The 20,087-nt window shown below is 39.1% G+C and carries 13 protein-coding genes and 2 tRNA genes; 4 read left to right on the plus strand and 11 right to left on the minus strand.

Translation table 11 applies throughout. The annotated features are described in order from the left end of the window. Nucleotides 1-193: 193 nt before the first annotated feature. The 3 genes from I6N96_RS03130 (at nucleotide 194) to I6N96_RS03140 (ending at nucleotide 3,938) form a co-directional block, all read left to right on the plus strand. The gene (locus tag I6N96_RS03130; protein WP_209556031.1) at nucleotides 194-1,705 is read left to right on the plus strand and encodes an AcpB/EbpR/MafR family transcriptional regulator; all 1,512 of its coding nucleotides are present in this window, start codon (nucleotides 194-196) and stop codon (nucleotides 1,703-1,705) included. Between the two features lie 492 nt (nucleotides 1,706-2,197). Next, nucleotides 2,198-3,700, plus strand: a complete 1,503-nt coding sequence (locus I6N96_RS03135) for an AcpB/EbpR/MafR family transcriptional regulator (RefSeq protein ID WP_209556032.1) — start codon at nucleotides 2,198-2,200, stop codon at nucleotides 3,698-3,700. Nucleotides 3,701-3,865: 165 nt separating this feature from the next. Continuing rightward, nucleotides 3,866-3,938: transfer RNA gene (locus tag I6N96_RS03140), tRNA-Thr, on the plus strand. Nucleotides 3,939-4,165: 227 nt separating this feature from the next. Here the strand turns inward: I6N96_RS03140 and rpoN are convergent. Beyond that, the gene (gene rpoN / locus I6N96_RS03145; RefSeq protein ID WP_209556033.1) at nucleotides 4,166-5,494 is read right to left on the minus strand and encodes an RNA polymerase factor sigma-54; all 1,329 of its coding nucleotides are present in this window, start codon (nucleotides 5,492-5,494) and stop codon (nucleotides 4,166-4,168) included. A 59-nt stretch (nucleotides 5,495-5,553) separates the two neighbouring features. On the opposite strand from rpoN, the gene I6N96_RS03150 reads away from it, so the two are divergent. Beyond that, a tRNA-Arg gene (locus I6N96_RS03150) sits at nucleotides 5,554-5,625 on the plus strand. A 433-nt stretch (nucleotides 5,626-6,058) separates the two neighbouring features. On the opposite strand, the gene I6N96_RS03155 is transcribed toward I6N96_RS03150, so the two are convergent. The 10 genes from I6N96_RS03155 to I6N96_RS03200 form a co-directional block, all read right to left on the minus strand. Next, nucleotides 6,059-7,195 carry a helix-turn-helix domain-containing protein gene (locus I6N96_RS03155; RefSeq protein ID WP_209556034.1) on the minus strand — a complete coding sequence of 379 codons (1,137 nt, stop codon included), beginning with the start codon at nucleotides 7,193-7,195 and terminating at the stop codon, nucleotides 6,059-6,061. Beyond that, entirely contained in the window at nucleotides 7,173-7,838 is a 666-nt protein-coding gene (locus tag I6N96_RS03160; RefSeq protein ID WP_209556035.1) for a hypothetical protein, read from the minus strand. The genes I6N96_RS03155 and I6N96_RS03160 overlap by 23 nt, the downstream gene beginning before the upstream one ends. Nucleotides 7,839-8,074: 236 nt before the next feature. Further along, nucleotides 8,075-8,893: a lytic exoenzyme target recognition domain-containing protein gene (locus I6N96_RS03165; protein ID WP_209556036.1), complete on the minus strand. Its 819-nt coding sequence runs from the start codon at nucleotides 8,891-8,893 to the stop codon at nucleotides 8,075-8,077. Then, a complete protein-coding gene (locus tag I6N96_RS03170; protein WP_209556037.1) occupies nucleotides 8,893-9,300 on the minus strand; it encodes a phage holin family protein in 408 nt (135 codons plus the stop codon). Before I6N96_RS03170 ends, I6N96_RS03165 begins: the two co-directional genes overlap by 1 nt. A gap of 20 nt (nucleotides 9,301-9,320) precedes the next feature. Next, the gene (locus tag I6N96_RS03175) at nucleotides 9,321-11,819 is read right to left on the minus strand and encodes a phage baseplate upper protein (RefSeq protein WP_209556038.1); all 2,499 of its coding nucleotides are present in this window, start codon (nucleotides 11,817-11,819) and stop codon (nucleotides 9,321-9,323) included. A 15-nt stretch (nucleotides 11,820-11,834) separates the two neighbouring features. After that, nucleotides 11,835-14,477 carry a phage tail tip lysozyme gene (locus I6N96_RS03180; RefSeq protein ID WP_209556039.1) on the minus strand — a complete coding sequence of 881 codons (2,643 nt, stop codon included), beginning with the start codon at nucleotides 14,475-14,477 and terminating at the stop codon, nucleotides 11,835-11,837. Continuing rightward, complete coding sequence (locus I6N96_RS03185; protein ID WP_209556040.1) at nucleotides 14,474-15,217, minus strand: phage tail domain-containing protein; 744 nt, start codon at nucleotides 15,215-15,217, stop codon at nucleotides 14,474-14,476. Before I6N96_RS03185 ends, I6N96_RS03180 begins: the two co-directional genes overlap by 4 nt. Further along, nucleotides 15,214-18,975: a phage tail tape measure protein gene (locus I6N96_RS03190; RefSeq protein WP_347339056.1), complete on the minus strand. Its 3,762-nt coding sequence runs from the start codon at nucleotides 18,973-18,975 to the stop codon at nucleotides 15,214-15,216. The genes I6N96_RS03185 and I6N96_RS03190 overlap by 4 nt, the downstream gene beginning before the upstream one ends. Before the next feature lie 177 nt (nucleotides 18,976-19,152). After that, on the minus strand, nucleotides 19,153-19,500 hold the full coding sequence (locus tag I6N96_RS03195) for a hypothetical protein (protein WP_209556041.1): 348 nt from the start codon (nucleotides 19,498-19,500) through the stop codon (nucleotides 19,153-19,155). Further along, the gene (locus I6N96_RS03200; RefSeq protein WP_209556042.1) at nucleotides 19,497-20,087 is read right to left on the minus strand and encodes a phage tail protein; all 591 of its coding nucleotides are present in this window, start codon (nucleotides 20,085-20,087) and stop codon (nucleotides 19,497-19,499) included. The genes I6N96_RS03195 and I6N96_RS03200 overlap by 4 nt, the downstream gene beginning before the upstream one ends.

The following is a 20,087-nucleotide window of genomic DNA, read 5'->3' on the forward strand; positions in this document are numbered from 1 at the left end:
ATTTATCGATATTTTAAAATCCGTTTGCCTTCTACACGTTTATCATATAGCTAATCGTCTGAAACAACTAACGATAAGAAACCTATATCATTTAATTTTCATGAAAAAACATGGTATAATCCTTGTTGTAACAGGATTATTTCAAAATCTTCTCAAACATGAGAACAATTTGAAACTAAGGGAGAACAGAATTATGGAACAACTTATCACAACTGAAATGACCAGGAGAATTTTACTACTAAACCTTCTTTACGGTGCGGATGACTGGTTGACAACAGAAAAAATTTCAGCGAGACTCCATTGTTCGACCAAAACCGTCTTGGCGGATTGTCGATATATTGAAGAGCGCTGGTCAGATCAACTAATGATAGAAGTATCTAAAAAAAGTGGAATCAAATTAACGATCTCCACCTTCCACTCCATTCACGACATCTATGTCGATATTATCAAAAGCTCGGATTCCTTTACCTTGATGGAAGCAATCTTCTTCCATCCAAATGAAAGTTCTGAAGAGATGGCAAGCAGAGTATTCTTAAGCAGCTCCTCTCTGTATCGTTTATCCAGAAAGCTGAATAACGGTTTAAAGGAACGTCATTTACGAATAGACAGCAATCCGTTTGTCTTTTCAGGAGAAGGTGAGAGACAAATTCGCTACTTCTTTATTTCTTATTTCATCGAGGTTTATGGTGTTCATAAATGGCCTTTTCGTTTCGATAAAGCAGCACTGGTTCAGTTAGCGAAAAAAATCAATTTGGATTTCCAACTGTATCTTAGTGACTTCCGCATTATTCAATTAGCCTTTTCCATCGCCGTGACATTGACTAGGATCAGTCAGGGATTTTCGACAGAAAACGAAATGAAACAAGAAGACTGTTTTGAAACGAAGTTGACTCAATGCCAGATAGACCGCTACTCTAAAGACCTGACAGCTCTTGTGGAAGATATAGACTTTGATCCCCAAGCAGATTGGCAGGAAGATTTCTGTTACACAGTTTTCTGGTGGATTTTTGGAAAAGATGACTCGGCTGAACAGCGAACGAATGAGGTTACTGAGCAGCTGATTCACGAGGTAAATAACGAGCTGAAAACGTCAATTGATGATGCTAGCAAAAAGAAACTTGTCCAGATAATCCAAAATCTCTATTGTTATCACAAAATCTATCCTTATAAAAAGCATATTATTTATTCTCGTTTCTTCTATTCAGGAAAATCAATCAAACAAAACTTTATCCTTTTTTCAACTCGAATCTCTAAAGCCTTGACTGAATTCGAAGAGAAAGAAGGACTTCCATGGAAAACCTTCTACCTAAATGAAGTACTCCATGATTTTATGCTTTATTGGGAAGATTTGCCGACGCAGTTATTTAATAATCGAGGAAAAGTATCTATTGCAGTATTAAGTGATCTCGGAAAAGAGCACGCAGAGGTCATGGGAACTATTCTGAAGATGACGTTTTTGAATAATGTTAGTGTGACTACCCAAAATGCTTCTTTATTCGATCCGCCAAAGGGTAAGCCAGTCAGTCAACGAGATCTCTATGTCAGTAACCATCATGTAGAATATATGTCTCAAGAAAAAGTTGTGGTCGTTGAAGATATTCTCTCGTTAAAAAATATTGTTGATTTGAGAAAAATCATTGAGCAAAACCAGCTTTTTGCTTATACGAGTGCTAAACAAAAAGCTGCTGCTTCCGAAAAAAGGTAATAAATAAATCAGGCTTGAAGAACATTCCTGATGAATGCCACTTCAAGCCTGTCAATTTACGTAAATTTTTGGGGAAAATCTACATACTCTTATAAACATTAACCCTTTTCAGGTCTTATTTATATACAACGATACCTACTCTTAAAAGGTCGCGATATATACGATAATTCTGCTTCGATCAATTGATGATGGAGGAGACTCTCTTTTAGAATAATGAGCTTCTTCGCTTTGCTCACGTAAGATACAAAAACTCGGTCGACTAATTGGTTGTAGAAGCCATTTGCAAACGGTTTGTTTTGTATCTATCGATAATTAAAATCTGCTTGTTGATTACACTGTTATCATATAACTTTTTTTGAAAAACCTCTAGTATAAATTTTAGAAAAAATGTTAAAATCCAACAAAAATAATGATATAATCCTTGATATAAGCGAGATATTTCTATTTTTTCTTTTGATAAGAACTTTTTGAAATAAGGAGATGAAAACGACTATGGAACGACTGCTTTCTACTAAAATAGCTCGAAGAATCCTGTTATTGAATTGGCTCTATGGTGCAGAAGATTGGATCACAGCAGAACGCTTGGCAGCTAAGCTTCATTGCTCTGTAAAAACAGTATTCAAAGACTGTGATTACTTAGAATCCAGCTGGAAAAATCATTTGACTATCGATATTTCAAAAAAGAATGGTTTGAAAATGTCAATTTCCTCTAATCACTCTGTTCATGATATTTATGCAGATATCCTTAAAAGCTCAGATGCCTTCACTTTATTGGAAGCGGTTTTTTTCAACCCCGGAGAAAGCTCAGACGAATTAGAAAAAAGATGCTTTATGAGTAACTCCACCCTCTATCGCCTCTACAGAAAAATAAACATCCCATTAAAGGAAAGAAACCTGCTTCTTGAAAGAAATCCCTTTGTATTATCAGGGAACAATGAACGGGAAATTCGTTATTTTTTCTCTTATTATTTTGTTGAGGTATATGGACTTCATCGTTGGCCCTTCAACTATGAAAAAGAAAAAATTTTGAAGCTTGTGGAAAAATTGAATGAAGATTTTCAACTTTATCTCAGTGATATCCGTCTCATTCACCTAGTTTTTTTAGTCGCTGTAACACTTACAAGGCTTGAGCAAGGGTATGCCCCAGAGGATATGATAAGCAAAGCTGTGTTCAAAACCAGAATCGGCGCTGTTACTGCAGACGAATATAAAAATGAACTATTGCCGTTTATCAGTGACCTGGATATTTCGCTAGGTTCAGATTGGTATGAAGATTTTAGCTACACAGTTTTTTGGTGGCTGTCTTGCTGGAAAACAACTGAAGAAGATCAGGTACAGAATTCTGTTGATTTTCTGATTGATGAAGTTGTAGATAGCTTGCAGATTTCAATTGATGAACGCAGTCGGACAAAAATCTCCAAAATCATTAGAAATATCTATTGCCTTCATCAAATATATCCTTATAAGAAGCATATCATCTATTCGCGCTTTCTTTATTCCGGGAAATCGATCAAGCAAAATTTCATCCTCCTATCTGCCTTTACTTCCAAAGCATTGGCCAGATTGGAAAAGGAAAGTAGTTTTCCCTGGAAAACAATGTACTTGAATGAAATTCTCCATTGCCTCATGCTTTATTGGCAGGACCTGCCGACACAATTGTACAAAAAAAGAGGTCGTGTTTCCATCACTGTTTTAAGCGATTTGGGCAAGGAACATGCAGAGGTTATGGGCTCTATCATTCGCATGACCTTTTCAACTAACGTTGTTGTTACAACCCAGACACTCTCGCTTTTAAATACACAAAAAATAGACTCGATTGAAAAAAGCGACCTTTATGTCAGCAATCACCAGATTCAATACCTAACTGGTGAGCGCGTTGTTGTCGTTGAGGATATCCTTTCGCAGCGAAATATCGTTGAACTACGAAAGATTATTGAACAAAATCAGCTGCAAACATTCAAACGAGCAAAAAGACAGGCGATGGTTTCCAAATAAACTTGGAAATCATCACCTGATTTTCATTCTTTCAACTTGCTATCGAATATTGGATAAGCATATTTTTCATTACATTTGGTTATAATCATTTCCGATATTTTTTTCTTGAAAAAAAGTTGACAACCTATGGTCTATACGTTATTCTGTATCTTGTGTGAGATATATGCCGCCTTAGCTCAGTTGGTAGAGCACCACCATGGTAAGGTGGGGGTCGCCGGTTCGAGCCCGGCAGGTGGCTTCATGTTACAGCTTTGAATCCTTTGTATAACAAGAGATTCAGAGCTTTTTTATTTGTCTTTACACAAAAAATCCACACTTCTAAATCACTTAAGTCTCTTATTAGAAGAGCAAGCTCTCTTAGAATGCCCTATCTATGATATAGCATGGATGATTACAATTGTAGGTTCATGATAATTAACAAAAAAATGGAGCCTCAAACATAGATACGTTTGAGGCTCCATTTTTTTAGTCGTATCTCTTTCGTTTAGATGATGATGGAATGTTCAATGCTTCCCGATATTTTGCTACCGTTCGTCGAGCAATTTCAATATTGCTCTCTTTTAGCTTTTCAACCAGCTTTTGATCTGAGATTGGCTTCGCTTTATCTTCTTGTTCAATCAACAGCTTGATTTGTTTCTTCACATCACTGACAGAAGTATCTTCTCCATCGTTATCTGAGCTAGCTAAGCCTTGTGAGAAGAACGAACGCAATTCGAATGAACCAAAATCCGTTTCCAGATACTTTCCGTTAACGGTTCGACTAACTGTAGATTCATGAATATCCAGCTTCTCAGCAATCTCTTTCAGTGTCATTGGTTTCAACGGACGTTCAGGCTTCATGAAGAAATCCTGTTGACGCTCAACAATCTCTGTCCCAACCCTCAAAATCGTATCTCCACGCTGAACCATTGTTTTCTGCAACCATTCAAATTCCTTTTTCTTTTCAGAAATATATTCTTGAACTTCAGGATCAGCAATCTTTTCCATTTTGCTGAAATATGCTTGTTGAAAGCGAATGGTCGGCAATCCTTCCTTATTGGAAACAACGATTGGTCGTCCTTCACTGATTTTCACTTTTAAGTCTGGTCGAATATATAGACCAGCCGTCGAGCCAAATACATTTCCCGGTGAAGGGGTAAGTGTCTGTACATAATCAAAAACCTCTTGTACCTCTGACAGCTCAATGTCAAATTTCTTACTTATCAGTGACCACTTCCGATTAGCAAAAGCTTCAAACTCTTCTTCAATAATAATATATGCCAATGCGGGAGAGCGGTCGTCTCTCTCAACTTGAAGCAACAGGCATTCTCTCAAGTCTCTCGCACCGACACCGGCAGGATCTAGTTGCTGTAAAAGAACCAATGCATCCAAAATCTGAATTGCATCTGCTCCGGTTTGTTCAGCTGCCTTCTCAAGAGATATCGTTAAGTAACCATTTAAATCAATGAATTCCGCTAAAAAAAGAACGAGCTTACGTAAAAAAGTGCCTCGATAATTCAAATGAATCTGATCGATCATATACTCAAATAGGGATAGGTGATTGTCAGGAATCTGGTTCATCAAATTGGAATCTTTTTCACTATTATATTGTCCTGATGAACTTCCTGGATAAGTAAAATCGCTTACGTTATTCTGCAGCTCAATCAAAGGATTTTCCAACGCCTTGTTTTCGATGAATACCTGAAGCTCTTCTGTATTGTACTGCAGGACTTGTATCGACTGCTGAAGCTGCTGAGTCATCGCAAGTCTTTGTACCTGCTTTTGCTGTTGAGACAAGTGCTGCTCAAATTTCATAAATTTCAATCTCCCACTTGTTTTTTTTCGTAATATCCGATAAACTAGTATTCGTGCTTGCGCCCTTAGTGTAGTGGATATCACGTAAGATTCCGGTTCTTGAGACGGGGGTTCGATTCCCTCAGGGCGCGTTATTTCAAACGTATTTTATTATACTTCTATTGACCAAACCTTATTATTATTGGTTTCATAGAGGATTATAACATACTTTTACTTCCCTTATAAAACTCTATTTTTGGGTGGATTTGGGTGGATTTTGATAAAAAATTTATTTGTCGGTCAACTTTAATGAAAATATAAAATAACACCTTGCCTATTTCTTGTCAGAGATAGGCTTTTCTTTATTTCGAATCCTTACTTAGATTAAAATGCAATTTCCTTCAAAAACATAAAAAAACCACCTCCGAAGAAGTGGTTAAAAAAGGAGTATTACTCAATAAGAGTAAAATGAAAAATAAAAAGGTTGTTGTTGGTTGACTTCATCCTAACAAATCATCTGTTGGCTGTCAATAAAAGGTACTTAAAAGCCCCTTTCAAGATGACTCCTATAACATGAACTGATTATCATTTAATTAATTTGAGCACAGGTCGCTGCTTTTCTTCGTCATCAAAATCATTTATTGAAGCCCCAATGATTTTTTCTAGTTCATCTCTAGGCATTTTAAAAGAAAGATTTAGTTCGTTACGTTGCAAAACATTATTTTCAACAATCATCGAATAAACTCTCTCCAATAAATCAGGCTTTTCTACTCTCAATTCATCATCATATGGTTCTTTTGTTTTCCATTTTTTCCACGAAATCTTTTTATTTAGATACAGCCTCTGATCGTCATTAATTAAACCAAGAGAGTGTGTTTTGAAAACCATTGCTTGAATAGAAACTTTCCAATATTTTTTTAAGTCTACATAATACTCTAAATTGGTTGACAATAAAGAATCTGAAAATGCTTGCGAAGGTAGCAAAAAATGGGAAGCAAACATATTTGCCTGCCTCTCGATTGTACTTTTCAATTCTTGAGAGGAATAATCATGAATACTTTCAACACTATTATGCAATATAATATGTCCCAGCTCATGAGCAACATTAAACCTTCTCCTGACAGCAGATTCGCCATTGTCCGTGAGCATTATAAACGGTCTATCAACTATCCATCTCGATACTGCATCTAAGTGCTTATCAGACATATTCGCTTCTGATATTACAACGCCATTTTTCTCTGCTAACTTCACTAAATTGTCAACTGGGGAAACCGAATCGATTCCCCACACATCTCTTAGTTCACTAGCTTTAAGTGCAATATCTTCTTCAGTAATATTATGGATATCTTTTTCAACAAGTTCAGGTAAATTAATATCCGGGAAGTTTACGTATTTAGATAATATTTTGAAAATTTCGTATAGGTATTTCAAACGTTCTTTTTGCATGTCTCTAACCTTTTTCGTAGCGGCACTTTGACTTCTGAAATAAATTGCCCCCGAATGAACTTCGGATATGTCTGCTGAAAAAAAGTTTCTAGGAAAATTTAGAACTGTAATTAAGCGCAGCAAGCTCTCAGCCTTTGGTTTTGTTTTACCTGTTTCATAGTTTGAGATCATTTGCCTAGATAATCCAGACTTTTCACCTAGATCTTTCATAGTCATCCCTCTTGCTATTCGAGCTGATGTTAGCTGTTTAGGATTAAACTCCATCCTCGTTTGCATATTCTTCACCTCTTCTAATCAATTCTTCTGCTTCAGACGTGAAAGTTAAATGTAAGTCGTCTTTAATATCTTTAGGATTTGTTAGCAGCACAGGTGCATTAGTTATATCCACTTGATCAATCCAGCCCACAACATTAATATCTGGTAGACCAAGTCTAACAAAATCTAGTTTATGGTCTCTACCGCCATATGTCAACAACAAAAAAGGCGGGGTACTTTCATCGTATTTGACATTAATATCCTCTGGTTTATCGAATAAAGTATACTGTTTATTCAACAAGCTTCCTCTGTTTCGGAAAATAGCTTTTTTCGGTACTGAATCTTTAGTTAAAACTTTGGATGGAGTTAAAATAGCACCTTTTGTTTCTACCATTAGATACGTGTGACCATTCTTATACCGACTGCTTGCTTTATCAGCAATCTCATGTCGGATATTAGAACTATGTAAAACTTGCTTAATTCCGACATCAACCAACCCGTGCCTAACATGTCCCCATACTTTTTTCATTTCTGGTCTTTGAAATACTTTTTCTTTGGCAACCAGTTCATCTAAAAAGCGATACGCCTCCCTAATACTTAGCGATAATACACCAGATAGTTTAGGGTCACAATTACTTTTTAAGTGATTTGACAATAATTCCATATAATCTCTCCTCTATTAACATCATACATACTATGTTAATAGTTTGCCATTTTTTTAAAAATTTGTCAACACATAAACACAAAACCAATTATTTGGCTTCCATGTCAGTTACCACTTTAGAGGTTGTGAAAAATATATTAAAAAAGCCGCTCCCGAAGGAACGGCAATGAGTTTATTTCTATGAGGTTTCATAGGGTAACTAAAGTATACTATCGTGGAAATCCACTGTCAAAGATTTATCCTCTGATCAAATGCTGCACATCCCAAGTGCTGAGCCATACACGACCGCCAGTTTTAAATTGTACTGGAATCCAGTAGTAACTCCCGCTACCATAAGCACCTTTTCCAATGCTTGAAATACTACTTTCTTCTATAATAAAGTGGCTTCCTTTCTGGGTTGTTTGATTGGCTAGTGTATTACCGTTCTTGTCTGTCAAAGTGATATCCGCACAAGCGATGCCGTTATCTGTCCAATCAAACTCTACCGGCACAAGATCATTGCACCGTACTTGCCAAATGCCGTTGACGTATTGCAGATCATCTACTTGATAAACTTTGTTCTTTCCAGACGGTTGAGCTGGCTTCGATTCATTAACTGTATTATCTGGACTTCCTGATAAACGATAAACCGATTCACGAGGCTTGTCGTTATATACCCACCATAGATTATAATTATCTATCGTCACACCATCATTACCTGAATTGCAATGGATCATTGAATTTGCATCAGTCATGATCATCACGTGCCCGAAAGCACCCCACGAGCCGCTACCATCACGCGGACCCCAGATGACAACATCCCCTCGTTTTGCATCGAATGTCCCATCAACGGCATCGTGAATCAGATTGTATCCTATGCTCGGCAAAGCTGTTTTCAGACTTTCTGTAGTATTGGTTAGACTCAAACCTAGCGCCTTGCTCACTGCTGAGCTGCAATCATATTCAATTCGACCATCACGATCCGCATCATTCCCATATCGATCACCCATGTCATAGTAAGCAGGAATTGCTTTTAGATCATTCATTATTTTGATACTTGATTCAATATCAGCCATTACTCATCCTCCTTTTCTGTACTGTCCCTAATTTGCAAAAAGAACTGCGTCAGTTTTTCTGGCAGTGGTAGGAATTCTGAAATATTTTCCAGCAACGAGATTCCCTCATTTGCGATATAAAACATAATAACTACCTCGCGCAAAGGAATGCTGTTGCCTGTTAGTTTTTCTAACTCAACAGCCAAGGCAATGACAACAAAGATCATTACCTTCTTCATCAACCCGATGAAGCCAATCGCACTTGATAAATCCTTTCGCTTGATTCCTTTCGCGATGCCAGTTAGATAATCTAATACGACTAAAAACATGATGACATGCAAGATCGTATCCATCCCACCTAAAAAGCCGACCGCAATACCACCAATCAGCCCAAAAACCATACTTATTGAATTAAAATATTTTTCCATGTGTCACTCTCCTAATTTATTTAACTAAATACCCGAACCGAACTAATGAACGGCAAATCGTCCGGATAAGCTCCGCTTGTCCAATTCGTGAATGTTCTTGTACCGTCTTGTTTAAACGTCGTTTTTCTGCTCTCGGTTATCTGGATATCTTTTAACAGTTCTTTGCTGTCATATGTCTGAACAAGCCTCAATTCGTACATGATTAAGTCGCCGGCTGTATTCGCCACCTCTGAAAAACGGACCATTGAATCTGTATCACGCGCATTTATCGTCTCTTGAGACATCAGCGTTGTACCCACATTGAAAGTCAGCAGGAACTCATTAAAGATTTTCCGGTTGATCTTCGCATACCCAAATAACCGATTATCCGAAGATGACCGGCTAAACACAATCGTTGGTGGATAAACAGCCAGTTTTGCTGAACCATTCCCAACATCGATTTTGCTCTGCAATTCATTCTTAGTAAAATTCAATGTACTTCTGTTTGACACGCTGAACGCCGTTTCTGTGTTCGCTGTTGTGTTCACTTCATAGATATGTGTGTTGTTACTCACAATTCCTTCACCAGTAATCGTACAGCTGTCCATGGCTACTGAGCTATCAAAGAACCGGGCGCACTTTGTTCCATTGATCATCTTGGTTTCTACATTAATTAGTTTTACAGTTGAGATATTATCGATTGTTAAAGCGAAAGTACTTTCTTCATTCGTTACAACCAAATTAGATAAACTCAACCTTGAAATACGGTTGAAGGCTATCCCGGCGATTGTTGCTCCGTTTCCGTTTATTTCTATTGACGTTTGAACCATTGATAATTCCGCAAAAGGATAGTTGCCCTTTACCACATTGATGGTATACATGAATGAGGCGTTCGCACATGCGCCAAAACATTGATTCAATGTTTTAAAGGGCCTTGTTTGTGTGCCGTTGCTATCAAATCCTGTGTAGGAAGAATCGACATAATAGTCAACACGTGCATTCGGATAGTTCGCAAAGTTCCTTCTCTCTATTTGTTCTTGAGAGAGAGGATCAAACATAAAAATATTGACCTCTGAACTCTTCTTCGACAAACTTGAGAAGTTGAATGAGATCAACGCAAACTGATTGTCTTTCACATGAGCAGCGCCCTCCAATTCATTGATATAGGTATTGTCCCCGCTATATCGAGGAATCGCATAGTTTTGAATCAGTTTTCCTTCGTCATCTATGATCATGATGCTCTCAGGATTGGAAAGCGGTAGATACAGATAATTATTATAGGCACAGATATCTTGTCCAATACTGTTCGTTGTAATAGTAAACTGTTTCAATACAGAATAATCATCCAAACTCAATTCACAAACTGTTTTATCACTTTTTGCCCAAATGCGGTGGCTTACATCATCGTAACTGATCGCTGTAAAGTTAAAGCTAGTTGGAAAGGTCCCTTTAATCGTTAGTGTTTCGTAATCAATCACGATCACTTCTCTATTTTCATTCCCCAGCATAAAACCGGCAACGCATAGAATTTCATTTGTATCTACTCGATAAGCTAAGCCGTTTCCATGCCCTACCCTCACTTCATTTTCTCGGAGGATTTCCCCAGTTGTAGAAGAAACTTCCTGGAGGAGGCAATTCTCTGTTTCGGTGCGTCCATCTATGTAATGATCATTATAGATAATCAGAAAGCTGTCTTTCGTTGAACAGAACCCTTGGGGTACACAATAATCATTGGTTGGTCGTTGATAGCGAAACTCATTGTTTAAAGTAAATCCTGCTTTCGGTTCATCTGCACGGCGTTTACTATTGATTTGTTTGTCTTGATCTTCCAAGCGGTCTTTTAAGCGGTTGAACTCTCCGCGAGCATCGATAAGCTCTGTGAGGATTACTCCCCCAGGATCTACGCTCTCAAGAATTTCTCGGCAATCTTCAACCCATTTCGCCCAGGTATCTTTATTATCTTCCAGCCATTTATCATAATCCGCTTGATTTTCAAGAATCCATGTTTTGAATTTCTGGATAATCAATAGTATCTCGTTTTTCTTTTCTTCGTTCCATTCATTGAAATCATTTTCAGCCTTATCAATCCATTCTCGTAACTGACGAAGCATTTCTTCGAATGTCCAGATATAATTACTGTCATGGATTTCTCCGTGAATACTTGGAATTACTACATACTTGAAATCTTTTGTAGAAAATTGTTGTTCCCAAGTAAGATCATCTTTTAGTTTCCTGAAGCTGAAATAAGCATAATTTTCTTGTGGCCGCTGCATATCATAATCTGTCAGTGTATATCTTAAGCGTCCTGATTTAGCATCCACAACATCTGTCACTATCTGTTCTGATATCCCTAAACCAGTCAACGGGCTTGCTTTCACACAAAAAAATGGCGTCAACCCTTCGAAACCTATGGGCACACCATTTTCAGTGATTGATGATAAATCAAATATTTGTGTCTCACTGTCATATTGTCGAACTTTTATAGTTCCTACATAGTTATTTGGTTCTGTCGTGCTTAATGTTATTGGATATGTAGTCAATTGGATTCCTCCTCCCTAAAAATTGATTACGTCGCGCGGATTGATTCGGTTCCATTGAGAGCCTTTCCAGACTTCGAAATGTAAGTGAACACCTGTTGAAAGCCCGGTTGTTCCCATCACACCTATTTGGGTTGCATTTGTCACTGTTTGACCTACTGATACATTGAAGCTATCCAAATGTCCATAATAGGACCAGTAGCCATTACCATGATCAATAACAATGTAATTCCCTCCGGTACTGTCAAATGTGCGTGTGATCACTGTCCCAGCATGCGCAGCATAGACAGGAACCTTTGCACCACCAGCGGAAGCAATATCAATACCTCCATGAATTTCACCAGTTCCCCAACCGATTTGATCCCACTCTTGGGTGATCGTATAAGCTGATCGAACTGGGTTTTGCCATCCTTCAGTGCCACTACTTAAATTCTTAAGCAGATCATACCAGCGCTGTGCTTGTGTCTGCCTGTTTGGCTGCCATGGATCAGCTGGATGCTCATAGAATGCGATAAAGTAATCAGCTGCCGACTTCACATCTGGTAGTTTTGTAAACTGGCTAAACGAGATATATGGTAAATCAGGACGCTGAGGATTCGCAAACCACTGTACATTGTTTTCGACTTCCCATTGGATTCTTTGACATTGAGCATCTAGCGTCCGATAGTCTAACCCTCTTTCGGTACACCAATCAACGAGTTTAGATTTTGGCGTCCACTGTACAAGGCCATAGCCGCCGCCTCCGGAGTGCTCATCAATGTCTGGTATGATTCCAGATTCAGACTCCATATTTCCGAGCATCCCGGCAATCGCTTGCTCAGACCACCCCTTTGCTTTAAAGAACTGCCATATCTGCCATGCGTTTTTTTCTTGATCTGTTGTTAATTCAGGTGGTGTGACTCCACTTCCTGAACCGCCTCCGGTAATTTCATTACCATTCACAATTAGTCGAGTACAAGACAGTGTGCCGTTTACTACAAGATCTCCGTGATGCTCCCAAGTTCTCCAAGTACGTAATAATGTTTCGTCGTTCGCCCCAGTGCTTTCTTTAGGAATTTCGAGTACAGTTAGTGAGTCACCTGTGCCGGGAACGGTACTACCTAATGATAGTGAATAACCCGGGGTTTGATTCAAGCCGAACCCAATCACATCACCTGAGCCATTACGCATTGCTGAAACATTCCCTAGTTGTTTGTTCGTTTTCACATCATAAAATTGAATGATGCCATCTCTAATCCTAATCATAAAATTATCATCAACTGTTCGAAATTCTATCCCTTCCAATGTACCAGCCTTGATAAAATTTGCATTAAATACACCATCGATGGTCCATGCAGTTTCATATGGGCCATTCCAACCGTTTTTAGAAAAACCAATCCCAGATTTATTCATTCTCAATACTCTTTTGGCTGTTTCTATATCATCAGTATCCATTATTCCTATATCCGATGGGCGATTTTTAGGTTGAAACGTCACGTGGCCTCCATCGTTACCAGTAATCACTGCGGAGGCATTCAATAAGTCGCCATGGAGTATCTCTCTTGTCTCAACAATTTTCGTATTTGTATTTTGAACAATATCTTCTACCGTGTGAGTATATTTGCTTGTTTCAGTTCCCAGCACAATATCTTTATACATTTTCTTTCTTGGATACCAGTTATACTCGACCACTCGTTCCTTTAAAATTTCAGCTCCACTCAAAGGTTTGACAGATACAGTGTCTCCAATTTGCAGTTGAAAGAGTTCTTTATATTCCGCGTATTCATCTGTTGAGGCTAAATCAATCATCTTCACGGTATGCGAAGCTTTCGGTAAATGAATTTGTTGCTTACTGAATAACTCTTCTTGCGCCCATTTCCGCAACTCATCCTTTGTTTGACATTCCGAATTTGTGTAACTCCCAATCACTCTATTTTCATCTGTAACCACAAATCCATTAGGCTCTACGTAAGATACAGTGATTGGGTCTTTCTCTTGATCATAGTCGCCTTCTGGTGTACCGCCTGTCAGAAAAAGGCAGTTAGGACGTAAGTCATCCTGTATTTCTTCTTCGATAGAATCCAGATTTACTCCAAAGTCTACAGTGAAGCCCTTGTCTTCCCCTAGGCGTTCTTTCATCGTCATAGTAAACATATCCATATCCAATTCACCATCTACAACACCCGCTAGATTTTGCGCTTGATTATTGCTTCCAATCATGGCATCCACTGGGTAATTGCCAGTAATGGTAAATTGATGTTTCGTTAAAATATCCGATTGATACTTGAATCTTTGAGAAAAGGCTAATGAATTTTGGATTTCATCCATGATTTGTTTTACCGTTTTATTTTCTACAAAAAAAGATTCAATAAAATTGCGGTTCGCATCAAAACAGATATGATTTGCGACAAATGAAATTGACTTCAGTGTTCTGTTTGTTATCTGAGTGATTCTAAACGGTTGATACGTGCCATCCGGTGTATACGCCTTAATGATGTTCCCTGTTTTAATCTGATCAGCAAATTGACCAAATCGATTATAAACACCAGTAAATACAAAACGACTGTTTATGATGCGATTAATTACCGGCTCATCTTCAAAATCAGGAATAATCTGTCCGTTATGAGAGAAATCCGTCTCGTTGGATTCGTACAGCCGTATATGCTCTAATTCTAAACTCATAGCCAAACACTCCTTGGATCGAATATGCTTTGTTCTAAATTGCCAGAAACCTGAATTTTATTTTCGCCAGGCTGAATTATAGGAAAATCGCCTTCATTTTTAACAAATGAATGATCCTGAGTGACTAACTTCTTTTCGCAATCCACTTCCACCATCCCCTTTTTTGTATTCTTTAATGTGAATGTTTGATTATTTACCACTAACCGAATATCGCCCCCCGAAGAGTTGATGCTGAAAAAAGGCGCTGCTTTCTCATCCCCTGGATCAATATAGGTGTGGCTGTCTTTCGCTAAGATTATTTGCTGATTCCGCAATGTTCTCTTAAATGGGGCACACTCAAACGTGACAGTGAATTTCCAGTATGTATTCATCTCGTTCACATACGGCCGAACATTACTACTTTCGATAATTGTTACTTCTCTGTATTTATCCGGATCAGTGTGCACAACCAGTTGTCCTGCTCCTCTCAGCCACTTTTTAACTTCAGCCAATTGCTCAAATTTTAGTAATTGAAGTTCTACAGGGAACTCGAAAGCATCATAATCACCAAAAGTACGGTGTAGGCGACCGTTTCTGCCAGGTACTTTAAGGCTTTCAACAATTTTCATCGCTTGCCGCTCGCTTAGTTCCTCTTCTAGCGAGCAGCTCATGTCGTTGAAAGAATGAATACCATTAAAAACAATCCAAGGGATATGACAATCCGCCCAATGCTCCAATTGCCAATGTTCGTATGTCTTCATTTCAAATTCCCCCTCAAACCTGCACTTGCTGCTTTGTACGCCCTTTCCATATCTCGGTTGTATTGATCATACTCTGACATACTATTGGTATGAACAGAGCCGTTGTTCACGGTCATTTGAACTTGTCCTTGAGGTTGTGAAGCAATAACTTCCATGAATTGATTAAGCGTATTGATTAGTTGCTGATTTATAGAAGTTTCATTTGTCTTCTGGCTTTGATTGTTCATTTGGTTTTGCGCCGCATTCACTAAGCCGTCAAGAACAGGTGTCATAATAGCTTCGTTGCCAATCGATGCCATGATTGCTTCTCCTATTTGAGCAAGAACATTTTTTCGCAATGGAATCGCCGCCTCGGGTCCTGCCTCGCCAAAGCCTTGGGCTTGTCCTCCATACATACCTGCAACTACTGGTCGTTTGAACAACGCGCCATCAGCGTTCCATTTCACATCAATCCCTGATGGGTAGGTAATCTCCTTGCCTAAAATCGTTTTGGTGCTTGTCTTAAGCCCGAAATGCGGTAGCTTAATATCTTTGAAGAAGCCGACAATATCTGCAATGGTTTGCTTCAGCGTATCCCTAGCATCGTTAATCGGAGTTACGATGAAATCCTTCGCTTGATTGAACTTCTCTTGAATCGTGGTAACAACATTCGAAAACGTTGTCGATAAATTATCCCAAATAGAAGCAGCTGCGGATGTTACACCATCTTTCGCCTCGTTGAATTTAGAGACAATCCATTGCTTGATTCCATCCCATATTTCGCCTGTCGCATCTTTTATCTTGGTAAACCATTCGACTACACTTTGCCATACGCCAGAAAGCCATTGAACAACGATTTCCAAAATTGCAGAAAACCATTCAACGGCAGAATTGTACATATTCTGGATAGGTGTGATCACATTAGTAACAATTCCTTGCCACGCTTCCCCTGCGAATACTTTAATCTCTTCCCATTTACTAGAAAGCCAGATGCCAAGCTCGCTCATCTTTCCAAGTACAAAGTTATAAACATCGGAAATAGGAGTGATAATGTAGTTCTTTATCTGCTCCCACGTCCACTGAGCAGCGATTTTTATTGCTTCCCAAGCAATAATAGCTCCTGCTTTAATGAGTAACCATGTACCTTCAAGTACCGTTTGGATAAATGAAATTGGGACCATAATTATTCGTACGAACTGATCAATAATTGGACGGACAGTTTCTACAATGCTTGTCCAAACGTTGCTGGCCGTCTGCTTGATACTTTCCCAAACATCAGAAAAAAACTTACCTGTCGCAGACAATGCATCAGATATACCTTTCAAGAAAGAATCCCACATTTCCGAAACAGCTTTCGTCATTCCGTTCCAGCTGTCTGATACCCATTTGGTAAGCTCGCCCCATTTTTCAGATGTAACTTTCTTTACTGTGTCCCAGCCGTCTGAAAAAAATTTGCTGACTATTTCAAATGCTTTGCTAGTAAACGCAACGATCTCATCCCAATATTTGTAAACAATGAATGCTACTGCTGCTATAGCGGCGGCAATCAACACTGGCCAAGTAAAGACAACGGCTGCTATACTTCCTAAAGCCGGGACCAGAGTAGTAGTAATCCAAGTCGCCATCACTGAAATTGCTCCACCTTGTGCGAACAAACCCGCTATCCATGCTATCGTCTCAATCACTTTTGCCAGAACCATCGCTATAGGACCGACAGCGACAATGATTGCTCCAATAGTCATAATCATTTTTTGCATCTCTGGATCTGCTTCACTGAATGCCTTTGCTAGATTTCCCAATACTTCGAATACCGGTTTTAGCGCATCTAACATATCTACTAAAGCGTCCATCAATGGTCCACCGAATTCTATCGCCAAATCCGTTATTTGATTTTTTACCATAGCCACTTTAGATTCAAATGTTTCATATCTCTTTGAGGCTTCATCTGTTAAAGCGGTGTTTTCATCCCATGCCTCAGTTCCAGTCGCTAACGCTTCGTTAAATACATCACTAGCTCCAGCCGCACGTAACAAAGAATCCCTCAGCCTAACTTCGGTAATTCCCATATCATCTAACATTTTTATGGTACTTATGCCTCTATCTTCAGCTGAGGCTAAGCCTTGAATAAATAGACTGATTGCTCCTGAAGCATCTTCTTTGAATGCTCTTGCGAACTCTTCACCGGTCATTCCTGCAACATCCGCAAAATCATCAAGGGAGTTAGTTGTCTTATCAGCTTCCTTTACCATCGTTTTCAATTCTGACGAGGTTAACCCCATCTTTCCTGAAACAGCTGTTAACTCTTTTCCGCCAACGCGAATGGCTTTAGATACTGTTTCCCATGACATCCCGGCATTTGAGGCGCTATTTTTCAATTCATCAAACGCACCAACACCTGTCTCAGTCGCAAGCTGCATATTGATCATCACTTTTGAAAAAGCAGACCCTCCCGCTTCGGCTTCAATACCAACGCTGGACAAAGCAGCCGCAAAACTCATGATTTCAGCTTCACTCATTCCTACTTGTTTACCTGCACCGGCTAAACGAAGTCCCATTGAGGTAATATCCGCCTCAGTGGTTGCAAAATTATTTCCTAAGTCAACGATTGTTGCGCCTAACTTATCAAAGTCATCTTGAGACATACCAGTAATATTGGCTAAACGAGCGAGTGCTGTGGCGGCTTCGTCAGCGCTCATATTCGTTGATTCGCCTAGATTAATCATTGTTTTTGAGAATGATAATACATTCTCTGTTTTTATCCCCAGCTGTCCGGCACTTTCTGCAACCTCGCTAATTTCTGCGGCTGTCGCTGGAAGATTTTTCGCCATATCACGAATACCATCTGACAAATCGTCATAGGAAATGACCGCTTTCCCGTTGCTATCTACTACTTCATCGACTGTCTTTTTTACTCCAGCAAACGCCGACTCGAAGTCTGATGCTGCTTTGACAGATAATGCCGCTGCACCAACAATTGGAGCGCTGACTTTCGCTGTGTATGATTTCCCGAAACTCATCAGGCCATCGCTAACTTCTTTTGCCTTATTGCTGAAATTGCCTAAACTGTCTGTAGCTGTAGCGTATTCATTCGAAAATTGCTGACTAGCCAACTGTGCATCAAGCAATTCTGATTCAAGCCGATTGACTTCATCTGAATTTTCTCCAAACTCCTGTTTTGCAAGTTCTAGTTGTTGTTCCAGATTCGCTACTTGCTCTGCGCTATTTCTCATCTGGTCCGCAAGATGCTGCTGTTCCAATTTAGCCTTTTGAGCTTCTGTGGCGTTATTTCCTAATGCGGCCTTCTGTAGCTCATATTCTTTTGTTAGCTTTTCAGAAGAGGAGACCAAGGCTTCTTGGTTCGATTTTAGAGAATCTAGTTGCTGAACACGATCTGACTCGGCTCTCTTCGCCTCTTCTAACTTTGAGGAGGTCGTTGCAATTTGATTTGCCAACTTTTGTTCGGCAATCTCTGCATTTCTAAGCTGTGTTTCCATTTTTGAAACCGCCTCAGAGTTATCACCAAACAATCGTTTCGTATCCTCAAGCGCTTTTCTACTGGCTTCAGTCTTGGCTTGAGCCAATTCATATTGCTTCTCTAAATTCGAAAGCTTAGAGGTAAGCTTCTCTGTCTCGGTTCCGGAAAGTTTCAATTGCTCAGATTCTAACTTCAATTCCTGACGAAGCTTTTTCGCATCTTTTTCCATTTCCCCGATTGTCTGACGAAATTCTTTGTTATAGACCTTAAATGTGATTTTCGTTTCGTTGTTATTGTTAGCCACGCTGTTTTGACCTCCTCTCCTCTTCTGATACTTTCCATTGTTCGAAAGCTGCCTTATTCATGGCGATTGAATGTACCGACGCTAGTGGTAACTCCCAGAAGTCAGTTTCACTAATACCAAAAACAAAGACATAGAGGCTGTATAAGTCCTCTATGTCTTCTATTTGTATCTCCGGCATTAACCCGTTTGCTTTTTTTTATTGGTCCTCTTCTCGAATCCTTCGGCGAATTTTTGTCGCCCCTTTTTACTGATAACCGCCATCAGAATTGGTGCTGCTTCTTCGATATCTAAATCATATTTTTCTAAAAAATTTTCGTACTTCATCCCGTTTGGGTTCGCCTGACGGTAGGCTAAAAATACAGCATCAATCAAAACGAACTCATCGATTTCTTCTTGTTTGATCATTGCTCCAATAATCAGCTTTGTTTTGAACCCTTCATTATCACGTAGTTTTTTCATAACTAAAGCATTAATCTTCGGATTCACTGTAACCGATTGATCATTATTCAATTTGATTGTTTTCATTCTGATCCCTCCAACGGTGCTTCAATATCTGCGACAAGGTCATAGCTGAAATCCTTCCGCCATTTCTCAACAGTTTCCGGATCGTCCATTTCTTCAATAAGCCCTTCGTAATAAAAAGCTTTCGCTTTATCTGGCAACGCAGTAAAACTGATTTCCATCATAGCGACTTCATCATTTGATTTATCAATCGTGAAGGTTAGACCTGTTGACGTATTTGCTTTCGGAAAAGCAATGATTTTTGTTACCTCATTGAAATCATCTAGGATATCAGCGGTCAAAGTAAATTCTTCTCCTTTGCTATCCAATCTGTAGGCGTAAACACCGGGCTTCAACCCCTCGTTTTTAATGCCAAACAGTTTTCTGTAAATACCCATTTTCACAAATGATGTGATTGTCCCTGTCATTTTTATAGGTAAGCTTTTTTCCTCCAAGGTAAGCGCTCCGCATTTTGCAGAAACCGTCCGCATCTCTGTTTCTCCGGTTAAAACCCCTGTGCATCCGAAGCTTTCTGCCAATTCACTGCTTGAGAATTTGACTGAAACATTTGCGATATCAACTGGATAAAACGTCTCAATAACTGTAGTCAA

This window comes from Enterococcus larvae (assembly GCF_017830045.1).
Taxonomy (GTDB): Bacteria; Bacillota; Bacilli; order Lactobacillales; family Enterococcaceae; genus Enterococcus_L; species Enterococcus_L larvae.